The sequence below is a fragment of the Bacteroides sp. Marseille-P3684 genome (assembly GCF_900291465.1).
In the GTDB taxonomy this organism is placed as follows: domain Bacteria; phylum Bacteroidota; class Bacteroidia; order Bacteroidales; family Bacteroidaceae; genus Phocaeicola_A.
In genome coordinates, this window is record NZ_LT985808.1 from 3,286,804 (window position 1) to 3,309,302 (window position 22,499).

At 59.7% G+C, this 22,499-nt stretch carries 15 protein-coding genes (1 of these 15 running past the window's edge); 12 read left to right on the forward strand and 3 right to left on the reverse strand.

Annotated elements, in window-relative coordinates:
• Positions 1-253: 253 nt before the first annotated feature.
• The 9 genes from gltB (at position 254) to C8275_RS13025 (ending at position 13,707) form a co-directional block, all read left to right on the forward strand.
• The gene (gene gltB, locus C8275_RS12985; protein WP_106625470.1) at positions 254-4,774 is read left to right on the forward strand and encodes a glutamate synthase large subunit; all 4,521 of its coding nucleotides are present in this window, start codon (positions 254-256) and stop codon (positions 4,772-4,774) included.
• A gap of 22 nt (positions 4,775-4,796) precedes the next feature.
• Positions 4,797-6,149 carry a glutamate synthase subunit beta gene (locus C8275_RS12990; RefSeq protein WP_106625471.1) on the forward strand — a complete coding sequence of 451 codons (1,353 nt, stop codon included), beginning with the start codon at positions 4,797-4,799 and terminating at the stop codon, positions 6,147-6,149.
• Between the two features lie 33 nt (positions 6,150-6,182).
• On the forward strand, positions 6,183-7,859 hold the full coding sequence (asnB, locus tag C8275_RS12995) for an asparagine synthase B (protein ID WP_106625472.1): 1,677 nt from the start codon (positions 6,183-6,185) through the stop codon (positions 7,857-7,859).
• Positions 7,860-8,059: 200 nt separating this feature from the next.
• Positions 8,060-8,317 carry a type II toxin-antitoxin system HicA family toxin gene (locus C8275_RS13000; protein WP_106625473.1) on the forward strand — a complete coding sequence of 86 codons (258 nt, stop codon included), beginning with the start codon at positions 8,060-8,062 and terminating at the stop codon, positions 8,315-8,317.
• A gap of 5 nt (positions 8,318-8,322) precedes the next feature.
• Entirely contained in the window at positions 8,323-8,673 is a 351-nt protein-coding gene (locus C8275_RS13005) for a type II toxin-antitoxin system HicB family antitoxin (protein WP_106625474.1), read from the forward strand.
• Positions 8,674-9,042: 369 nt separating this feature from the next.
• The gene (locus C8275_RS13010) at positions 9,043-9,756 is read left to right on the forward strand and encodes a hypothetical protein (RefSeq protein ID WP_369861197.1); all 714 of its coding nucleotides are present in this window, start codon (positions 9,043-9,045) and stop codon (positions 9,754-9,756) included.
• A gap of 73 nt (positions 9,757-9,829) precedes the next feature.
• The gene (locus C8275_RS13015; protein ID WP_022384372.1) at positions 9,830-10,186 is read left to right on the forward strand and encodes a P-II family nitrogen regulator; all 357 of its coding nucleotides are present in this window, start codon (positions 9,830-9,832) and stop codon (positions 10,184-10,186) included.
• 31 nt (positions 10,187-10,217) lie between these two features.
• On the forward strand, positions 10,218-11,480 hold the full coding sequence (locus C8275_RS13020; RefSeq protein WP_106625476.1) for an ammonium transporter: 1,263 nt from the start codon (positions 10,218-10,220) through the stop codon (positions 11,478-11,480).
• 37 nt (positions 11,481-11,517) lie between these two features.
• Positions 11,518-13,707, forward strand: a complete 2,190-nt coding sequence (locus C8275_RS13025) for a glutamine synthetase III (RefSeq protein WP_106625477.1) — start codon at positions 11,518-11,520, stop codon at positions 13,705-13,707.
• A 159-nt stretch (positions 13,708-13,866) separates the two neighbouring features.
• Here the strand turns inward: C8275_RS13025 and C8275_RS13030 are convergent, their stop codons facing one another.
• Positions 13,867-14,226: a hypothetical protein gene (locus C8275_RS13030; protein WP_106625478.1), complete on the reverse strand. Its 360-nt coding sequence runs from the start codon at positions 14,224-14,226 to the stop codon at positions 13,867-13,869.
• A gap of 510 nt (positions 14,227-14,736) precedes the next feature.
• Here C8275_RS13030 and C8275_RS13035 point away from each other — a divergent pair.
• From C8275_RS13035 to C8275_RS13045, 3 genes are read left to right on the forward strand one after another with little or no spacing between them, the layout of a single operon-like run.
• Positions 14,737-15,906 (forward strand): FecR family protein, encoded by a 1,170-nt coding sequence (locus C8275_RS13035; protein WP_199881936.1) that lies wholly within the window; start codon positions 14,737-14,739, stop codon positions 15,904-15,906.
• Between the two features lie 40 nt (positions 15,907-15,946).
• On the forward strand, positions 15,947-19,471 hold the full coding sequence (locus tag C8275_RS13040) for a SusC/RagA family TonB-linked outer membrane protein (protein ID WP_234395775.1): 3,525 nt from the start codon (positions 15,947-15,949) through the stop codon (positions 19,469-19,471).
• 20 nt (positions 19,472-19,491) lie between these two features.
• Positions 19,492-20,952, forward strand: a complete 1,461-nt coding sequence (locus tag C8275_RS13045) for a RagB/SusD family nutrient uptake outer membrane protein (RefSeq protein ID WP_106625480.1) — start codon at positions 19,492-19,494, stop codon at positions 20,950-20,952.
• Between the two features lie 71 nt (positions 20,953-21,023).
• On the opposite strand, the gene radC is transcribed toward C8275_RS13045, so the two are convergent.
• Positions 21,024-21,716, reverse strand: coding sequence for a DNA repair protein RadC (radC, locus tag C8275_RS13050; RefSeq protein WP_106625840.1), 693 nt, complete (start codon positions 21,714-21,716; stop codon positions 21,024-21,026).
• Positions 21,717-21,746: 30 nt separating this feature from the next.
• On the reverse strand, positions 21,747-22,499 hold the 3' portion of the coding sequence (locus tag C8275_RS13055; RefSeq protein WP_106625481.1) for a glycosyltransferase family 2 protein. It continues 237 nt past the right edge of the window; the window shows 753 of its 990 coding nt (coding positions 238-990); its start codon lies off the right edge, out of view; its stop codon occupies positions 21,747-21,749.

The following is a 22,499-nucleotide window of genomic DNA, read 5'->3' on the forward strand; positions in this document are numbered from 1 at the left end:
ATGAACAATTTGGGTTAAAATATCTTTTTTGACTCGATTTTGATAGATTGAAAGGAAAAAGTCGAAAAGTGGTTACACCATCGTGTTAAATTCCTTCTTTTTAGCACACGATTGTAAGCAAACATCCGAGGGACTTCATTTTCTGTCAGAAGAAGGAACAAAATCATTGTTCAAATGATAGCAAAACAATATATTTGCAGACAATACGAAATATAAATACTTATTTTATTATACAAAAAGAAAGTATTATTCAATGAAGAGCAACACATTTGACAAAGAGAAGAGAAAAGTGCCGCAGCATGCCGGAGAGGGGCTTTACCGCCCGGAGCATGAGCATGATGCCTGCGGCGTAGGCATGATTGTCAACATTCATGGCAACAAGTCGCACGAGCTGGTCGATGCCGCACTGAAGGTGCTGGAGAACATGAAACATCGTGGTGCAGAGGGGGCGGACAACAAGACGGGGGATGGCGCAGGCATCCTGCTCCAGATACCGCACGAGTTCATCCTGCTGCAGGGGATACCGGTCCCCGAGAAGGGTAAATACGGAACGGGACTGGTGTTCCTGCCGAAAGACAAGGAGGCACAGGCGGAAATCCTGCGCATCATGATTGAGGAAATCGAGCGCGAAGGGCTCTCGCTGATGCACCTGAGACAGGTTCCGGTGCGTCCGGAAATACTGGGAGCGAGCGCCGCAGCTACGGAACCGGACATCAAGCAGGTGTTCATCACAGGCACGACGGACCCGGAGAACCTCGAACGTACCTTGTACATCATCCGCAAGAAAATCGAACGGCGCGTCACGGACAAGGAGTTCTACATCGTGTCGCTGTCCAGCAAGACCATTATATATAAAGGTATGCTCTCATCGGTCCAGGTGCGCGAGTATTTCTGCGACCTGACGCAACCTTACTTCACCAGCGGACTTGCCATCGTCCATTCGCGTTTCAGCACGAACACGTTCCCGACCTGGAGCCTGGCGCAGCCCTTCCGTCTGCTGGCACACAACGGGGAAATCAATACCATCCGGGGAAATCGGGGCTGGATGGAGGCGCGCGAGAGTGTCCTGTCGACGCCGCTGCTGGGGGACGTGAAGGAGATACGCCCCATCCTGCAGAGCAACATGAGCGACAGCGCCTCGCTCGACAACGTGCTGGAGTTCTTCGTGATGTCGGGACTGAGCCTGCCGCACGCCATGGCGATGCTGGTCCCGGAGTCATTCAACGACCGGAACCCCATCAGCGAAGACCTGAAGGCGTTCTACGAATATCACTCCATCCTGATGGAGCCGTGGGACGGACCGGCGGCGCTGCTCTTCAGCGACGGACGTTATGCGGGGGGCATGCTCGACCGCAACGGACTGCGTCCGGCACGCTACCTCATCACCCGGAACGACATGATGGTCGTGGCGAGTGAAGCGGGGGTCATCGGCTTCGAACCGGAGAACATCAAGGAGAAGGGACGGCTGCAGCCGGGCAAGCTCCTGATGGTGGACACGCAGGAGGGAGTCATCTTCCGCGACGAGGAACTGAAGGCGAAACTGGCTTCCGCCAGACCGTACCGTCAATGGCTGGCAGCAAACCGCATCGAGCTGGACACGTTGCGCAGCGGACGGAAACCGGACAATGCCGTGCCGGACTACAACCGGCGACTGCGTGCCTTCGGCTTTACGCGGGAGGACATCGAGCGCATCCTCATCCCGATGGCAGTCAACGGGACGGAACCGACCGCCTCGATGGGCAACGACACGCCGCTCGCCGTCCTGTCTGACAAGCCGCAACTGCTGTTCAACTACTTCCGTCAGCAGTTCGCCCAGGTGACGAACCCGCCCATCGACCCCATCCGCGAAGAGCTGGTCATGTCGCTGACGGAATACATCGGCGCCGTGGGCTGCAACATCCTGCTGCCGGACGAGAGCCACTGCAAGATGGTGCGTCTGCCCCACCCGATACTGACCAACACGCAGCTCGACATCCTGTGCAACATACGCTACAAAGGGTTCAAGACCGTGAAGCTGCCGACCCTCTTCCCCGTCGGCGGGGGACGAGACGCCCTGCAGGAGGCACTGACGGAACTGTGCCGCCGGGCAGAGGAAGCGGTGAAGGAAGGGGTCAACTACATCATCCTCTCCGACCGGGGACTGGATGCGGACCATGCCGCCATCCCGTCGCTGCTAGCCGTCAGTGCCGTGCATCACCACCTGATCGGCGTGCAGAAGCGTGTGCAGACGGCGCTGATTGTCGAGAGCGGGGAAATCCGCGAGGTGATGCATGCTGCCCTGCTGCTGGGCTACGGTGCCAGCGCCCTCAACCCGTACATGGCGTTCGCCGTGCTCGATGACCGGGTGAAACGGGGCGAGGTGCAGATGAACTACGAAACGGCGGAGAAAAACTACATCAAGGCGGTCTGCAAGGGACTGTACAAAATCATGAGCAAGATGGGCATCAGCACCATCCGCTCCTACCGGGGAGCGAAGATATTCGAAGCCGTCGGGGTGAGTGCGGAACTGCTGAGGTCCTGCTTCGGGACGGCTTCCTCGACCATCGGAGGCATCCGCCTGGAGGAGATCGCCCGCGACTATACAGCCTTCCACCGGGCAGGATTTGCCGACGGGGAAGGCAGTGACTCCGACCTGCTGCCGCACATCGGTCAGTTCTCCTACCGCAAGGACGGGGAGCGGCATGCCTGGAACCCGGAGACCATCAGCAAGCTCCAGCTGGCAACCCGGCTGGGGAGCTACGCGAAGTTCAAGGAGTTCACCGCGCAGGCAGACCGGAAGGAACAGCCCCTCTTCCTCCGCGACTTCTTCCGCTTCAGGCGCAACCCCATCCCCATTGACGAGGTGGAACCGGTGGAAAGCATCGTGAAGCACTTCGTCACGGGAGCCATCTCGTTCGGCGCCATCAGCCAGGAGGCACACGAGGCGCTGGCACTCGCCATGAACAAGCTGGGGACACGCAGCAACACGGGGGAAGGCGGCGAGGATGAAGCCCGCTTCCGGGGAACACACGACGGCATCTCTCTGTGCAGCAAGACCAAGCAGGTGGCTTCCGGACGCTTCGGCGTGACGACAGCCTACCTGGTGAATGCCGAAGAGATACAAATCAAGGTGGCACAGGGGGCGAAACCCGGAGAAGGCGGACAGCTCCCCGGCTTCAAGGTGGACGAGGTCATCGCCCGCACGCGGCACTCCATCCCCGGCATTTCGCTCATCTCGCCGCCACCGCACCACGACATCTACTCCATCGAGGACCTGGCACAGCTCATCTTCGACCTGAAGAACGTCAATCCACGGGCACGCATCAGCGTCAAGCTGGTGGCAGAGAGCGGCGTGGGGACCATCGCTGCCGGCGTGGCAAAAGCCAAGGCGGACCTCATCGTCATCTCCGGTGCGGAAGGTGGAACGGGTGCATCGCCCGCCTCCTCCATGCGCTATGCCGGCATTCCACCCGAGATAGGACTGAGCGAGACACAGCAGACCCTTGTCCTCAACGGACTGCGCGGACAGGTGCGCCTGCAGACCGACGGCCAGCTGAAGACCGGACGCGACATCATCTGCATGGCGCTGCTGGGAGCGGAAGAGTTCGCCTTCGGCACGGCTGCCCTCATCGTGCTGGGCTGCGTGATGATGCGCAAGTGCCACGCCAACACCTGTCCCGTCGGGGTCGCTACCCAGGACCCGGTGCTGCGCCAACGCTTCCGGGGACACTATGAATACGTGGTCAACTACTTCCGCTTCCTCGCTCAGGAGGTACGCGAATACCTGGCAGAGATGGGCTTCCGGAAGCTCGACGACATCGTGGGACACACCGAGCTCATCGAGCTGGCACCGGCAGCGGCAGGCACGAAGGCTTCGCTGCTCGACTTCAGCCGCATCCTCCACCGGGTGGACAACGGGGCTGCCATCCGTCAGGTGGTCCCGCAACAACATGACATCGACCGGGTGATGGACACCGCCATCCTGTCGGCAGTCAGGGACACGCTGGAGAACCGGAAGGAAATCTCACTGGAATATGCCATCGCCAACACCGACCGCTCGGTGGGCGCCATGCTTTCGGGGGCGGTTGTCTCCCGCTACGGACAGGCAGGACTGCCCGACCACACCATCCAGGTGAAGTTCAAGGGGTCGGCAGGACAGAGCTTCGGCGCCTTCCTCGCCCACGGCATCAGCTTCCGTCTGGAAGGAGAGGCAAACGACTACCTGGGCAAAGGGCTCAGCGGCGGACACATCTCGGTACAGCCGCCCGTGCGCAGCGGTTTTGCTGCGGAAGACAACACCATCGCGGGCAACACCCTCCTCTATGGAGCCACCAGCGGCGAGGTCTACATCAACGGACGGGCAGGCGAACGGTTTGCCGTACGCAACTCCGGCGCCATAGCCGTGGTGGAAGGCGTGGGCGACCACTGCTGCGAGTACATGACCGGCGGACGGGTCGTCGTGCTGGGTGAGACCGGACGCAACTTTGCCGCCGGCATGAGCGGAGGCGTCGCCTACGTGTGGGACAAGAACCACCACTTCGACTACTTCTGCAACATGGACATGGTCGAGCTGTCGCTCCTGGAGGACGCCACCGCCCGCAAGGAGGTGCACGAGCTCATCCGCCAGCACTACCGCTACACCGGCTCGGAGCTGGCACGCCAGATGCTCGACAACTGGAGCCGCTACGTCGACGAGTTCATCCAGGTGACCCCCATCGAATACAAGAAGGTGCTCGCCGAAGAGCAGATGCGCAAGCTCCAGGAGAAGATTGCCGAAGTACAGAGAGATTACTGACCGTGGATAAAACAACAGACTTATGGGAAACCCGAAAGCATTTCTTACCATACCGCGCCAGGAGGCGGAATACCGCCCGGTGCACGACCGCATCACCGACTTCGGTGAAGTGGAACAGACATTGAACACAAGTGAACGCAAACTACAGGCCTCGCGCTGCATGGACTGCGGCGTGCCGTTCTGCCACTGGGCCTGTCCGCTGGGCAACCGCCCGCCGGAGTTCCAGGACGCCCTCTACAAGGGGAAGTGGCGCGAGGCATACGACATCCTGACACAGACGAACGACTTCCCCGAGTTCACCGGACGCATCTGCCCGGCGCTGTGCGAAAAGAGCTGTGTGCTGCAGCTCAGCATCGACGCACCCGTCACCATCCGGGAGGACGAAGCCGCCATCATCGAAGCCGCCTTCCGCGAAGGCTACGTGCAGCCCCGCTCCTACCGACGGAACGGGAAGCGGGTGGCGGTCATCGGTTCGGGACCTGCCGGACTGGCGGCTGCCAACCAGCTCAACCGCCGCGGCTATGAGGTCACCGTCTTCGAGCGGCTGGAGTACATCGGGGGACTGCTGCGCTTCGGCATCCCCAACTTCAAGCTCAACAAGCCCATCATCGACCGGCGCATCCGCGTGATGGAGGCCGAGGGCATCCGCTTTGAGGTCAACGCCGACATCGACCTCACCCACCTCCCCGAGGGCTTCGACGCCTACTGCGTCTGCACCGGGACGCCGCAGGCACGCGACCTCAACATCCCGGGACGGGAACTGAAGGGCATCCACTTTGCCCTGGAGATGCTCGCCCAGCAGAACCGCGTACTCGCCGGACAGACCTTCTCCGACAAGGAGCGTGTCACCGCCAAAGGCAAGGACGTGCTCGTCATCGGCGGCGGAGACACCGGCAGCGACTGCATCGGCACCAGCAACCGGCAGGGAGCGAAGAGCGTGACCCAAATCGAAATCATGCCCCAACCGCCCGTCGGCAAGAACCCGGCAACGCCCTGGCCGCAGTGGCCCGTGATACTGAAGACCAGCAGCAGCCACGAGGAGGGATGCGTGCGCCGCTGGAGCCTCTCGTCCGTCCGCTTCCTCGGAGAAAAGGGACACGTGACGGGCGTCGAGGTGGAGGCGGTGGACTGGCTGCCCAACCCCGACGGCGGACGTCCGCTGATGAAACACACGGGCAAGAAAGAGGTACTGAAAGCCGACCTCGTCCTGCTCGCCATGGGCTTCCTCAAGCCGGAACTCCCGGCATTCGCCCCTCAGGTGTTCGTGGCAGGAGACGCCGCCACCGGCGCCAGCCTCGTGGTGCGCTGCATCGCCTCGGGACGCCGGGCAGCTGCCGACATCGACCGTTTCCTGACCTCCGCACCGGCGGAATGAACCCCATCCATCCATCTCTAAACGACAACAACCATGTGTGGAATCGTAGGCATATTCAACCTCAAGCAACCATCGTCCGCCTTACGGGGCAAAGCCCTGGACATGGCCAAGCGCATCCGTCACCGCGGCCCCGACTGGAGCGGCATCTACTGCGGAAGCTCTGCCATCCTGGCACACGAACGTCTCTCCATCGTCGACCCGCAGAGCGGCGGACAACCCCTCTTCTCGGCTGACGGCAGGCAGGTCCTCGCCGTCAACGGGGAAATCTACAACCACCGCACGCTGCGGCAACAGCTCGACTACCCCTTCCGGACGGGGAGCGACTGCGAAGTCATCCTGCCCCTCTACCGTCGGCGGGGCGTGGACTTCCTGGAAGAGCTGAACGGCATCTTCGCCTTCGCCCTCTACGACGAGGAGCGCGACGAGTTCCTCATCGCACGCGACCCCATCGGCGTGATTCCCCTCTACATCGGCTATGACACCGACGGCACCGTCTACTGTGCCAGCGAGCTGAAGGCGCTCGAAGGGCAGTGCGAGCGCTACGAACCGTTTCCTCCGGGGCACTACTACTGGAGCCGCGAAGGCAAGATGACCCGCTGGTACAAACGCGAATGGACGGACTATGACGCCGTGAAAGACAACCCGGCGTCCGTGAACGAACTGCATGACGCCCTGGAAGCCGCCGTGCAACGCCAGCTGATGAGCGACGTGCCCTACGGGGTGCTGCTGTCGGGCGGACTCGACAGCTCCATCATCTCGGCAGTCGCCAAGAAGTATGCTGCCCGGCGCATCGAGACCGGCGGACGGCAGGAGGCATGGTGGCCTCAGCTCCACTCCTTCGCCATCGGACTGGAAGGGGCGCCCGACCTTGCCAAGGCACGCGAGGTGGCAGACCACATCGGCACCGTCCACCACGAAATACACTACACCCTCCAGGAGGGACTGGACGCCCTGCGCGACGTCATCTACCACATCGAGACCTACGACGTGACGACCGTCCGGGCATCCACCCCGATGTACCTGCTGGCGCGGGTCATCAAGAGCATGGGCATCAAGATGGTGCTCAGCGGCGAAGGCGCCGACGAGGTGTTCGGGGGTTACCTCTACTTCCACAAGGCGCCCGACGCCCGCGCCTTCCACGAAGAGACGGTGCGCAAGCTCTCCAAGCTGCATCTCTACGACTGCCTGCGCGCCAACAAGGCGCTGTCGGCATGGGGCGTGGAGGGGCGCGTCCCCTTCCTCGACAAGGAGTTCCTCGACGTGGCGATGCGCCTCAATCCCCAAGCCAAAATGTGCCCGGGACAGACCATCGAGAAGCGTATCCTGCGCGAGGCGTTTGCCGACCTGCTCCCGCCCTCCATCATCCGACGGCAGAAGGAGCAGTTCAGCGACGGGGTAGGCTACGGCTGGATAGACACCTTGCGCGACACGGCCGCCCGGACAGTCAGCGACGAACAGATGGCACAAGCCGCGGTCCGTTTCCCCATCAACCCGCCGCGCAACAAGGAGGAATACTTCTACCGCAGCATCTTCGAGGAGCATTTCCCGAGCGAGAGCGCCGCCCGCAGTGTGCCCAGCGTCCCCAGCGTGGCTTGCTCCACCGCCGAGGCACTGGCATGGGACGAGGCATTCAGGCACCTGAACGAACCCAGCGGACGCGCCGTCGCCGGCATCCACGAGGAGGCTTACGACCAACCGGCATCCCTGTAGGGGCGACCGGTCTGGTCGCCCGGTCCAATACAGAGACACGAAGACACAAAGAACACTGTGACTTCGTGTCTCTGGCGTATTCTTTCAGCGCAAAGAGCAGGCTGACAGTCCTGTTATCCTGAAAAATCACTGTTTTTTTAAACATAAAACGCTTTGTACTTAGTACTAAATCCGGTACCTTTGCACAAAACAAAACTACGATGGGTTCGAAAGAGAAACTGATAGAACGATTTAAAAAGTTACCCAAAGACTTTACCTTTGAAGAATGTCTGACCCTGCTCAACAGCTTCGGTTACACCAAGCATAATAAAGGAGCAACATCCGGTTCCCGTATTCGCTTCAAGAATGAAGAGACGGGACAGTACATAGACATACATCGTCCACATCCGGGCAGCATCATGAAGGCGTGGATGATGAAAGCGATTCATCAGCATTTGAAGAATAACGGTTTAATATAAGAAATATGGATTATCTGGAATACAAAGGTTACAAGGGTTCCGTGGAATACAGCAAAGAAGACAATTGTCTCTGCGGCAAGGTACAGGGAATGGGCAACAAAGCCCTGATTCTCTATGAAGGAACCACCATTGACGAGCTGCGCAAGGATTTCGAAGAGGGGATTGACAGCTACCTTGAAGGTTGTAAGGCCGATGGCGTCGAACCGGTCAAGCCGTTCAGCGGCAAGCTCAATCTGCGTATGACCTCCGAACTCCATGCCCGCGTGGCAGCATTCTCCGCCAGTGCGGGAATAACCATCAACGACTTTATCAATCGGGCTATTGAAAACGAGCTGGAACATGAATGCCTGATTTGAGACACCATTTGCTTTTTGTTTTCAGCGTGGTCACCGAAGTGACCACGCTTTCTTTTTGCCCCATGCCCACCCCATGAAGACGACCATCAATCCGCTACAACTCTACCGGAAGGCTCCTGCTATCTCTGCAAAAGAATCCTAAAAAACATCCCCGCATCGGACGGAAATGGCAAATTATAAGGCTTTCGGTCGCATCGGCTTACACATTATCACACGAGAGTACGCAAACATTACAATATGAAAGCAAACGAAGAAATACAGCATTATTGTGATTCCTTTATGCGAAATATACTTTCTTTATGTCATAACTTTGCAGCGTAAGCAAAACAAGAAGATAGTATAACAGACTATTCACTAAACAATATGATTATGTTTATAGAGAGAAAAAAGCAAATGAAGGCAACGCTGCTGGCAACTGCGGCGGCGTTGCTGCCCTTCGGGGCAATGGCACAGGACCGTGTGGAAGCTACGGCAGGTGCCGATCTGGTGAGTGGCTATATCTGGCGCGGGCAAGACCTGGGCAACGTGAGCATCCAGCCGTCCGCATCGGTGAGTTTTCGGGGGTTTTCGCTGACGGCATGGGGCTCGGTCGGCATCGACAAGAATGACACCAAGGAACTTGACCTGACGCTGGGATATGCCACCGGAGGCTTCAGCCTCTCCATCACCGACTACTGGTTCAATGGCGGAGCAGGCTACTTCCGCTACGGAGCAAGCACAACGGCACACGTGTTTGAGGTGCAGGCGGGCTATGACTTCGGTCCCCTTGCCGTCAACTGGTACACAAACTTCGCCGGGAATGACGGCGTGAACGACAAGGGCAAACGCGCCTACTCCTCCTACGTCAGCCTCACGGCGCCCTTCCGTCTGGGCGGACTCGACTGGACCGCCTCCATAGGTGCCACCCCGTGGGAGACCTCCTTCTACAACCAGGGAGCAGGAGGCTTCGAAGTCACCGACATCGCCTTCGGGGTAAGCAAGGAGATCCCCCTCACGGAACGCTTCTCCCTCCCGCTGTCCGCCCGTGCCGTATGGAACCCGGCAACAGGAGGCGCCTACCTCGTGGCAGGAATCAGCTTATGACGGTAAAAAGATGTTTTCAGGATAAATTGATTACCATACAATATACAAATACAACAACCAGACAAAGACCATTATGAAAAAGATTGAAGCCATCATCCGACGGAGCCGCTTCGAGAATGTGAAGGAAGCACTCTTGGCTGCCGACATCGAATGGTTCTCTTACTATGACGTGAGAGGAGTGGGAAAAATGAGAGAGGAACGTATCTACCGCGGCGTGATGTACGACACCAGTTCCATCGAACGCATCCTGTTGTCCATCGTCGTCCGTGAAAAGAATGTCGAGAAGACCGTCCGGGCGGTCATGCAAGCCGCACGGACCGGAGACATCGGCGACGGACGCATCTTCATCATTCCCGTGGAAGATGCCATCAGCATCCGCACCGGCGTACGCGGAGATACCTCGCTCTACAACGCAGAGACTGAAAAATGACACAACACAACCCGATAAAAACCCATTGATTATGGACACAACTTACATACTCGACACCGGCAACACCGCATGGATTATCGTTGCCACCATCCTTGTTCTCCTGATGACTATCCCCGGCATCGCCCTGTTCTACGGCGGTCTCGTCCGGCAGAAGAATGTGCTCAGCATCGTGATGCAGAGCCTGCTCATCGTGGCTGCCGTCAGTGTGCTGTGGATTCTGTTCGGCTACAGCTTCGTGTTCGGCACGGGACTGATGGACGCCGGCAGTCCGCTGGGAGCAGTCATCGGCGGCTTTGACAAAGTCTGCCTGTCAGGCATCACCACCGGGACACTGACCACCGGACGCATCCCCGAACTGCTGTTCGTGCTCTTCCAGTGCATGTTCGCCATCATCACGCCGGCACTCATCCTGGGCGCTTTTGCCGAGCGCGTCAAGTTCTCCGGCTTCCTGCTGTTCACCCTCCTGTGGAGCGTCCTGGTCTACATCCCCATGGCACACTGGGTATGGGGCGGCGGCTTCCTGCAGCAGATGGGCGCCATCGACTTTGCCGGAGGCACCGTCGTGCACATCAATGCCGGCATCTCCGCCCTGATGATGGCACTGCTCGTCGGCCGACGCAGCGACTACCGTCCGGGACACCCCATGACACCCCACAACGTGACCTTTGTCTTCATGGGCACCGCCTTCCTCTGGCTGGGATGGTTCGGCTTCAACGCGGGTAGCGGACTGGCAGCCGACGGCATTGCCGCCAACGCCTTCCTCGTGACACACCTTGCCACCTGCGCCGCCGCACTGACCTGGATGGTCATCGACTGGATATGCAACCGCAAGCCGACCACCGTAGGCGTCTGCACGGGTGCCGTCGCCGGACTGGTCGCCATCACTCCCGCAGCGGGAAGCGTGGACATCGCCGGAGCCTTCTGCATCGGCATCATCACCTCCGCCGCCTGCTTCTACATGGTGGCAGTCATCAAGCCGAAGCTGGGCTATGACGACACGCTCGACGCCTTTGGCGTGCACGGCATGGGAGGCATCATCGGCTCCATCCTGACCGGCGTCTTCGCCACACAGAGCATCACCGGCGAAGGAGGAGCGCAGGGCGCGCTCTACGGAGACTGGCACCAGCTGTGGGTACAGATTGCCGCCACCGTCGTCTCCATCGTCTTCAGTGCCGTGATGACCTTCCTGCTGTTCAAGTTCACCGACAAGACCGTGGGCATCCGTGTCGACCGCCGCGTAGAGGAAGAGGGACTGGACATCTACGAGCACGGCGAATCAGCCTACAACCGATAATCTCATCCGCATAACGAACTCACAAACCAAAAGCAATATGTCAACACTAAGATTCAGAGTCGTAGAAAGAGCCTTCCGCGCCAAGCCGAAGGAAGTACCCAACCCCGCAGAACGTCCGTCGGAATATTTCGGCAAGTACGTGTTCAACCGGGAAAAGATGTTCAAATACCTCCCCACGTCGGTCTACAGCCGCCTGGTCGATGCCATGGACCACGGGGCTGCCCTCGACCGGGACATCGCCGACCAGGTAGCCGAAGGCATGAAACGCTGGGCGACCGAACTGGGCGTGACACACTACACCCACTGGTTCCAGCCCCTGACCGAAGGCACGGCTGAGAAGCACGACGCCTTTGTGGAGCACGACGGCAAGGGAGGCATGATGGAGGAGTTCTCAGGCAAGCTGCTCGTACAGCAGGAACCCGACGCCTCGTCCTTCCCCAACGGCGGCATCCGCAACACCTTCGAGGCACGCGGATACTCGGCATGGGACCCCTCCTCACCCGTCTTCGTGGTGGACGACACGCTGTGCATCCCCACGGTATTCATCGCCTACACCGGCGAATCACTGGACTACAAGGCGCCGCTACTGAAAGCCCTGCGCGCCGTCGACCGGGCAGCCACCGACGTCTGCCACTACTTCAACCCCGAAGTCAAGAAGGTCATGGCGTACCTGGGCTGGGAACAGGAATACTTTCTAGTGGACGAAGGGCTGTATGCCGCCCGTCCGGACTTGTTGTTGACAGGCCGCACGCTCATGGGGCATGAAGCGTCGAAGAACCAACAGCTGGAGGACCACTACTTCGGTGCCATCCCCACGCGTGTGGCCGCTTTCATGAAGGACCTGGAAATCCAGGCGCTCGAACTGGGCATCCCCCTGAAGACACGCCACAACGAGGTTGCCCCCAACCAGTTCGAGCTGGCGCCCATCTACGAGGAGTGCAACCTTGCCGTCGACCACAACATGCTCATCATGTCGCTCATGCGGAAGGTGGCACGCAGCCACGGCTTCCGTGTCCTGCTCCACGAGAAGCCCTTCAAGGGCGTGAACGGCTCGGGCAAGCACAACAACTGGTCGCTGGGGACCGACACGGGACTTCCGCTCATGGCACCGGGCAAGACACCGGAAGAGAACCTGCGCTTCATCACCTTCGTGGTCAACACGCTCATGGCCGTCTACCGGCACAACGGACTGCTGAAAGCCTCCATCATGAGTGCCACGAACGCCCACCGTCTGGGAGCCAACGAGGCACCGCCCGCCATCATCTCCTCGTTCCTGGGCACCCAGCTGAGCCGCGTGCTCGACCACATGGAGGAGAGCTCGACCGACGAACTGGTGACGCTCGCGGGCAAGCATGGCATGAAGCTCGACATCCCGCAAATCCCCGAGCTGCTCATCGACAACACCGACCGCAACCGCACCTCGCCCTTCGCCTTCACCGGCAACCGCTTCGAGTTCCGTGCCGTGGGGTCGGAAGCGAACTGCGCCAGCGCGATGATTGCCCTCAACACCGCCGTCGCCGAGCAGCTGAAGCTCTTCAAGCAGGAGGTCGACGCGCTGATGGCAAGCGGTGAAGAGAAGATGTCCGCCCTCATACAGGTCATCCGCAAATACATCCGGGAGAGCAAGCCCATCCGCTTCGACGGCAACGGCTACAGCGAGGAATGGAAAGCGGAAGCGGCACGCCGCGGACTGGACTGCGAGACGAGCTGTCCGCTCATCTTCGACCGTTACCTCGACGAAGGCAGCGTCCGCATGTTCGAGTCGGTGGGTGTGATGACACGGAAGGAGCTGGAGGCACGCAACGAGGTGAAGTGGGAGACCTACACGAAGAAGATACAAATCGAGGCGCGCGTGCTGGGCGACCTGGTGATGAACCACATTGTCCCCGTCGCCACGGAATACCAGACGAAGCTCATCGACAACGTCTACAAGATGAAGGGACTCTTCCCGGCGGAGAAAGCCGACGGCCTGTCGGCAGAGAACCTCGCCATCATCTGCAAGATAGCCGAACACACCTCCTACATCAAGGAGCATGTCGACGCCATGGTCGAAGCGCGTAAGGTCGCCAACCGGATAGCCGACGAGCGCGAGAAGGCCATCGCCTATCACGACACCATCGCCCCGATGCTGGAGCAGATACGCTACCACATCGACAAGCTGGAGCTCATCGTCGACGACCAGATGTGGACGTTGCCCAAATACCGCGAGTTGCTATTCATAAGATAAGAAGGTTTTACTAATGACCAGACTCGCACGTGTCAGGGATACTGACGCATGTCACGGAGAAGAGGTGTACGTGAGGTATGCCTCTCCTCTTTTTTTGCTATCTTCGCTACCCGTTGGTCATCAAACAGTCGCCACTGGATGTGATTTGAATTCTCCCGCTTATCTCCCCTCCAGTTTCGTCGGAGAGGCAAGCTCCATCACGGCAATCGCCAACAGGAAGCACCATACAATGAGGTGGAAAAGGCTTCCGGTCCATATGCCGGCGGCAACACCGATTATCCCGACAAGCAGGAACAGCAGATTTGACTTTCCGGACGCTCCGGCTCCCAACAACATACGCACCACGTCCCGCTTGTTTTTCGGCACGAAAATGAGGTTGGTACCTACCAACAGCAATACCAGCACGGTGTGTGCGTCGTTCAGAAAGTCATAGTTACGGACCAACGGGGACACCGCCCCAAGAAAGAGGACAGCCAGGAATGACCAGCGGGCTATCCGCGTGCGTGCAATTTCTCTCATCTTGATATTTATTTGTTTTTTAAACGTTCTTCGGAAGCTGTGCCACAAAGCTATGCATATTTGAACAGAAAACCTTTGTTTGTTTCGTATAAATTCCCGGAAACTTCAAAATCCTCCTTTCTTTGTTCCGCACGAAGCCGGAATCGGCGTGCAAAGCCCTCTCCTGTGTTCCGCGGACGAAGATTCAGTCATTTCCAGCACCAAAACGTTTTGAAAGGTTAAGGATACGTTGTATCTAACGCCAAAATGTTTTGAAAGGTTAAGGATACGCTATATCTAACGCCGAAATATTTTCAAAGGTTAAGGATATACTGTATCCAGCACCAAAATGTTTTGCAGGGAGCTAGATACGCCGTATCTAACGCCAAAATGTTTGGTGGGAAACTGGAAACGGAGAACAGGAGAGGCAACGTCAGTGAAAAGAAAAAAAGAATCGGCTTTCTAGTACATTTTATCCCGGAGGGGAATATATAGATGAAAGCATTTGCAAACAAAATCATAGCAGACAGAATGGAAAAAGACATTGAAGAACTATTGACCCGATATTCGGAGGGAAAGCTCTCGGCGGAGGAAGCCGAAGAGTTGTACCGCCGTGTGACAACGTCGGACACGGACGCCGAGGCGTTCCGCAACTGGCGGGAGACGGAGACACTGGGACGCGCCCTGCGTCAGCTGGAACTGATGGACGAGGAAAAAGCATGGGAACGGCTGCAAAGGCGGCTGGAACGGCGTCCGCGAAGGTCCCTGCGCTGGCTGCCGCTGGCTGCCGGACTGGCACTGCTGCTGGGCGTCGCGACGTGGCTCTTGTGGAAGCCGACGACGGGCACCGGGCTGCGTGAAGAGGACGCGCTCGTCCGTTTGTTCCCCGACCGGACGGACACGGTTGCCGTACTCACCCTGGCAGACGGACGCGAAATCGGGCTGGACCCGCGCACCGCCCTTCCGACGGGAGACGACGAGGTGTTCTGCCCCGCGGGAAGCGAACCGGGGGTCATCGACTATTCATCGGCGCCCCCGACACCGGTAGACGGGGAGGCGCGTCTCCATTCCATACGCGTACCGCAAGGGGGAAGCTACACGGTGGTCCTTGCCGACGGCACACGGGTACACCTGAATGCCGGGTCGCGGATGAGCTATCCGGTGAGCTTCCACGGCACGCGGCAGGTGACGCTCGAGGGAGAGGCGTTCTTCGAGGTGCGGCACGGACGCACGCCGTTCGAGGTCGTGACGCCGAAGTGCCGCCTGCGGGTGCTGGGGACGGTGTTCAACGTGACGGCATACCGGGGAGAACCCGCCGTGACCACGTTGGTCAGCGGAAGTGTGGAAGTCAGCACCGCCCGTCAGCGTGTCCGCCTGCAACCGGGTGAACAGGCACGGACGGAACCGGCGGACGGACGTCTGGAGGTCTGCCGCGTGAACCCGGAACTGTATACGTCGTGGGTACGGGGCGTCTTCCGCTTCAAGGACACGCGGCTGGAGGACATCACCCGTCTGCTGACCCGCTGGTACGGCGTGGACGTGCGCTGCGCCACCCCGCAGGTGGGCGACATCCGCCTGGCGGGCAGCGTGTACCGGAACCGCGAGCTGGGCTACACGTTCGAACTGCTGCAACGCGTGGCGGGCGTGACCTTTGAGCGGCAGACGGACGGCAGCATCCTCGTCCGTGAATCTGCCGACTGACGCAAGACAACGAATCAACCATCAAAAAAACAGAAGCAATATGAAAAGCCATCCAACCTCAAAGACCTATTCCGGTGCCTGGCTGCGCGTGCAGCGACGCCTGCCTGCCCTGCTGCTGGCATTCGCGTCCGCCACGTGCGCCTGGAGCATCAACCTGGACGACGTGCATCCCGTGACCCTGCGTCAGCATCAGGTCAGCGTACGCACGGCACTGGACGAAATCGCCCGGCAAAGCGGCGTGAACGTGATGTACCGCGAAGACCACATCGACACGTCCCTGCTGATACGCCTGGACCTGAAGGACGCCTCGCTGCAACATGCGCTGGAGGCTGTCTGCCGGCAGGCGGGGCTTACGTTTGAACTGAAGGACGACTATGTGCTCATCACCCGCCGGAGGACGGCGTCGGCTGACGAGACGTCGGTGTATCAAGGAAAGGTGACCGACGGGAACGGCGAGCCGCTCATCGGTGCCACCGTCCGGGTGAAAGGGACGGCGACGGGAGCCGTGACCGACCTCGACGGGCGTTACTCCATCCGTGCGCGGGTGGGCGACGTGCTGCAGGTGTCCTACATCGGCATGAAGACGCGCGACATCGTGGTCAACGCCCGTGCCCGCGAACTGACGGTCGTGCTGGAGGACGACGCGACGATGCTCGACGAGGTGGTGACCACGGGTTTCCAGACCATCTCGCGGGAGCGCAACACCGGTTCGGCGGTCATCGTCAGCCGGGAGGAGCTGGAGAAGGTGCAGGCGCCGACCCTGACGGACAAGCTGGAGGGCATGGTGACGGGTCTCAACTCCTACGGTTCCGCCCTGAGCATCCGCGGCGTGTCCTCGTTCGCCACCGGCACCACCCCGCTCCTGGTGGTCGACGGGCAGGTGGTCAATCAGGACCTCTCGACCCTCAACCCGGACGACATCGCCACCATCACCGTGCTGAAGGATGCGGCGTCGACCTCGCTCTACGGCGTGCGTGCCTCGAACGGTGTCATCGTCGTGACGACACGGACGGCGAAGGACAACAAGACGCGGGTCAACGCGTCGGCGAACTTCTACTTCACCCCGCGCCCGTCGCTGGACTACATGCACTATGCCACGGCGAGCGACGTCATCGACTACGAGCAGGAATGGCTGCTGACGGACCCGACCTACAGCCAGGACCCCGGCACCTACTTTGCCGAGCGTAACGACATCAGCAACGGGAACTTCGGCGCGTTGAGCCGCATCGAACGGCTGTACTACGACCTCTATCAGGGCAACCTCACCCAGGCGGAGCTGGACAGCCGCCTCGATGCCCTGAGAAGCAACAACTATGCGCGCGAATACCGCGACCGGCTGCAACGCCTCCAGTTCAAGCAGGACTACAACCTCTCGGTGAGCAAGGGCGGCGAGCACATCAACACCTATTTCTCCGCCCGTTACGAGGGGACGGACCACACGGAAAAGAACGCCGACACCGACAAGCTCTCGCTCTACCTGAAGAGCGCCATCGACTTCACCGACTGGTTCCGCTTCACCTACGGGTCGAACGTCAGCTACACGAACTACCGCACCGGACAGTCGGACTACGGCATGAACTCGTTCCTCGCCTACGAACGCATCTACGACGATGCCGGAAACCCCGTGTACCAGTACCCGTACAACTATTACCGCTCGCAGGAGCTGGAGCAGACCGACGGACTGAAGTCCATGCGCTACAATGCCGCCGAGGAGAACCGCTACAACCTGACGGACACCCGCGACCTCTACCTGCGCCTCTTCGCCCATGCCGACTTCAAGCTTGCCAAGGGGCTGGACCTGGGCATCAAGTTCCAGTATGAGGACACGCGCCGCGACCAGGAGTTGTACGACGAGGCGGAGTCCTACCGGATGCGTCGGATGATTAACGAGTTTGCCACCGCCGACTCCTACGGACAGTTCACCTATCACATCCCCGACGGCGGGCACCAGCAGACGCTCAACGAACGGTACGGGAACATGAATCTGCGTGCGCAACTGAACTACCAGCGTACGTTCGGCGGACGGCACGACGTGGTAGCGCTCATCGGCGGCGAAATCCGCCAGGACAAGGCAACGGGCACCGCCAGCGAACGCTACGGCTTCGACAGCCGCAAGCTGACCAATGCGCAGGTGGACTGGGCGACGCTGACACAGGACGGAGTCATCGGGCAGCTGTACTCCGGCGTGCGCAAGAAGTCGGAGCTGCTCAGCGTGACGGATGTCACCCACCGCTACGTCTCGGCGTACGCCAATGCGGGCTACACCTACAACAACACGTACTCGGTGAATGCCAGCGTGCGTGTGGAGCAGGCCGACTTGTTCGGCACCGACCCGAAATACCGTTACCGCCCCTTGTGGTCGGTGGGTGCCAGCTGGAATGTGAGCAACGAGGCGTTCATGCAGCCCTACGAATGGGTGGATATGCTGAAAGTGCGCATGACCTACGGCATCACGGGTAACGTGGACCAGAACTCGTCGCCCTACCTCATCGGCAACTACTCCACTTCCTCCGTCACGAACTCGCAAATCACCGGCATCCTCACGCCGCCGAACCGCCTGCTGCGCTGGGAGAAGACGTCGACCTTCAACTTCGGCGTCGACTTTGCGTTCCTGCGCCGGCTGAGCGGTAGCGTGGAGTTCTACCGACGCTACAGTTCCGACCTCCTCGCCAACAAGACACTCGACCCGTCGACAGGCTTTGAGACGGCACGGGTGAACAACGGCGCCATGAAGAACATCGGTTTCGAGGCGAACTTGTCCTACGACTGGGCACTGGCGGGCGACTGGAGGCTGAACACATCGCTCACCGCCTCCTACAACCGGAACACCATCGAAGAGGTGGGCTACACCCCGTCGAGCGCCTCGGAGATGCTCGCCAATCCTTATGACAACTACCTGAAGGGGGATACGTACGGCACGGTGTACGCCTACCGCTATGCCGGACTGGATGCCCAAGGCGACCCGTCGGTGTACAACGAGAACGGCGAGGTGGTGAGCAACGTCAATGTGGACAACATCGCCGCCCTGGTCAACAAGGGACAGCTCACACCGAAGTGGCAGGGCGCCTTCACCCTGGACCTGGGCTGGAGACGGCTGTCGTTCTATACGAAGCTCGTCTATTACACCGGACATGCCCTGCGCAACGACGTCACGCCGCTCTACCGCAACCTCTTCGACCGGGTGGACGGTACGGCAGTCGGTGGCATCCACGAGGACATCGCCCGCCGGTGGACAACCGGAAATCCGAACACCGACATCCCGCGCATGGGAGTACACGACGGCTACGAGAGCTTCCGCAACCAGCAATGGAAGTACGCCGACGCCCACGTGCTGAATGCCTCCTTCCTGAAGGTGCGCAACATCGGGCTGTCCTATGACCTGCCGACAACACTCATCGCTCCCTGGGGGCTGCAGGGTGTCCGTCTTCACGCCCAGGTGGACAACCCGTTCTACTGGGCAGCCTGCGGACACGGCATCGACCCCGAACGGTTCGACGCCAATCAGGGCAGCCGCGCCTACAGCCAACTGACCAGCTACATGCTGGGACTAACCGTCAACTTCTAACCCCTCAACGAAACAGAATCATGAAACGATACAGCTATCTATGCATCGCCGCCTGCCTGCTGCTGACCTTCGCAGGCTGCGACAACTATCTGGACATCACACCGAAGGGCAAGGCTGTGCTCAACACCACCGCCGACTACCTGGGACTGCTCGAAGAGTCCATGCCGACGTACCCGGGAAGCGACTTCGGCTATCTTGCCAATGTGGTGACCCACTACGACCGCAGTCAGCTCGACGGGTACTCCTACCCGCTCATTTCCTCTTCGTATTTCTGGGACGAGAGCATCGACCGCACCCAATACATGGACGACCAGGCGGGCGAGTCGCAGCTCTACAGCGATTGCTATGCCCGCATCAGCCGTTACAATATCCTGATTGACAACATCGGCGATGCCGAGGGTCCGGAGAGCGACAAGGTCCTCGGGACGGCACAGGCAAAGGTCATGCGTGCCTACAACTACTTCTGGCTCATCAATACGTTTGCCGCGCCTTATGACCCGGCGCGTGCGGAGACCGACCGCGGCATCATCCTCCATACGAAGTTCGACCTGGAGGCTGCCGGCACTCAGAGCAGTGTTGCGGATGCCTACCGGCTCATCTGCCAGGACATCGACGAGGCGCTCGACGGACTGCCCGAACATGCGCTGAACAGCTATCGCCCCGACAAGGCATTCGGCTATGCCTTCCGCGCAAAGGTCCTGCTGTACATGCGACGCTACGACGAGGCGCTCCAGTCCGCCCTGGAAGCACTGAAGCATGGCAACCACGAGCTGTGGGACATGCCTGCCTGGCTCCAGCAGACGGCGGACGGCATCTACGGGACCGGCACGGACCTGTCGCAGGACTGGATTTACAGCATGGTGCTGATGTCGGGCAAGCACGACTATGACCACCCGGAGAACCTGCTTTACCAGCCGATGAACGCCGTCTTCAACGCCACGATGCTCAACCAGCGCACCGCGGACCTGTATGACAAGACGAACGATGTGCGCTACCGGGGTGTCTTCTCCTGGAACATGCCGCAGCGTCCGACAGCCGAACCGGGCAGCGTGGCGTTCATGTACGGGACGAACATCAAGCTCAACGAGGCGGGGATGCGTCTGTCGGAAGTCTATCTGATGATTGCGGAGTGCCATGCCCGCCAGGGCAACGTCGCCCAGGCGGTGGAATACCTGAATGCGTTGCGCGAGAAGCGTTTCCTCGACTACACGCCACTGACGGCAGCCGACTTCGGGAATGATGCGTCCCGTGCGTTGTCCTTCGTCCGTGAAGAGCGGCGTCGCGAGCTGGTGACAAGCTATAATGACTTCTTCGACCTGAGGCGTTTCTGCACGGAGTTCCACGAATCGTTGAGCAAGACCTACGTCGACAGCCAAGGCACGACCCACACGTTCACCTTGCCTTCAGACTCCCACCTGCTCACATTCCCCTTCCCCATCCGCGCCATGCAGACCAGCGCCCTGGAGCAGAATTCCAAGTAGGTACAAACGATGAAGAGCTGCACGTCGGGGCAACGGCAGCTCTTCATCGTTTATCTTTTGCGGATGTTCCCTCAAATCCTCCCTTCGTCGGCATAGCTGTAATAGGCTCCGTCGGTCAGCACGAGGTGGTCTATCAGACGGATGTCCATGACGGCGGCGCTCTTTGCCAGGCGTTCCGTCAGGCGGTTGTCCTCGTTGCTCGGACGCGTGTTGCCCGAGGGATGGTTGTGACACAGTGCGATGGCGGGAGCGCGGCGTATCAGTGCCTCACGCAGCACCAGCCGGATGTCGACTGCCGTCCCTGCCAAGCCGCCGGTGCTCACACGGACGCGGTCAATGACTTTCAGTGCCTGGTTGAGCAACAGCACCCAACACTCCTCGACCGACAGGTCACAGAGCAGCGGATGGAAGTAGGCATAGATGTCTTTTGAGGAAGTAATCGTCGTGCGTTCGCGCGACCGTTCGGCGGAAGCCCGGCGCTTGCCCAGTTCCGATGCGGCAAGAATCGTGACCGCCTTTGCGTCTCCAATCCCCTTGAAGGTGCACAGTTCCTCCAGTCCCATCTTCCCCAGTTCGTTGAGGTCATTGTGGCAGGAGGCCAATATGCGGCGCATCAGTTCCACGGCGGTCTCCTCGCGGTTTCCCGACCCGATGAGGATGGCCAGCAGTTCGGCGTCGCTCAGTGCTCCCACCCCGTGCAGCATCATCTTTTCACGCGGACGGTCCTCCACCGCCCATTCGTTGATGTTCAGTTTCTTCTCCATCATTCTACCACATTACACATTCTGACGTCGTCACTTGTAGAAGTTCCTCCTGAAGGCAGAGAACTCGTCCCGTCCCAACACACAGCGTTGCCACCAGGCTCGCAGGAAACCGCTGCCGTAACCAATCAACTGGATGAAGGCAGCCACCACGGACAGCAGTCCGATGGCGAGGCTCCGGTTCCTCCACGTAGCGTCGAGGGCTATCAGGAGCGCAAACACGCCCAGAGGCAGCAAGCTCCACCGGCACCAGCATGCCCCAATCAGCAGCAACGCGGTCCCCAGGGTAAATACCGCCGGAAGCAGGTGGACGAGCTTCAGCGATTCCGGGTATTTCTTGTAAAGATTGATGCGCGCGATGCCGAAGTTGTGTACCTGCTTGAAGAACTTCTTCATGTCGGTACGCCGCTTGTGCCACACCCATGCCTCCGGAAACAGACGGCAACGGTATCCTCCCTTGAATATGCGGATGCTGAAGTCGATGTCTTCGCCGAAGCGCATCTTGGAGAATCCTCCCAAGGCACGGTAGACCTCGGCACGGATGCCCATGTTGAAGCTGCGCGGATAGAACTTGTCCATCTTCTTCTTTCCGCCCCGGATGCCTCCGGTCGTGAAGAAGGACGTCATGGCATAGTTGATGGCTTTCTGCACGTTCGTAAACGAGGCATGCGCATGGTCCGGTCCTCCGAAGGCATCTGCCGGCTCCCGACGCAGCTCATCCTCCACCGCCTGCAGGTAGCCCGGCGGAAGGATGCAGTCGGAGTCCAGCACGATGAAATAATCTCC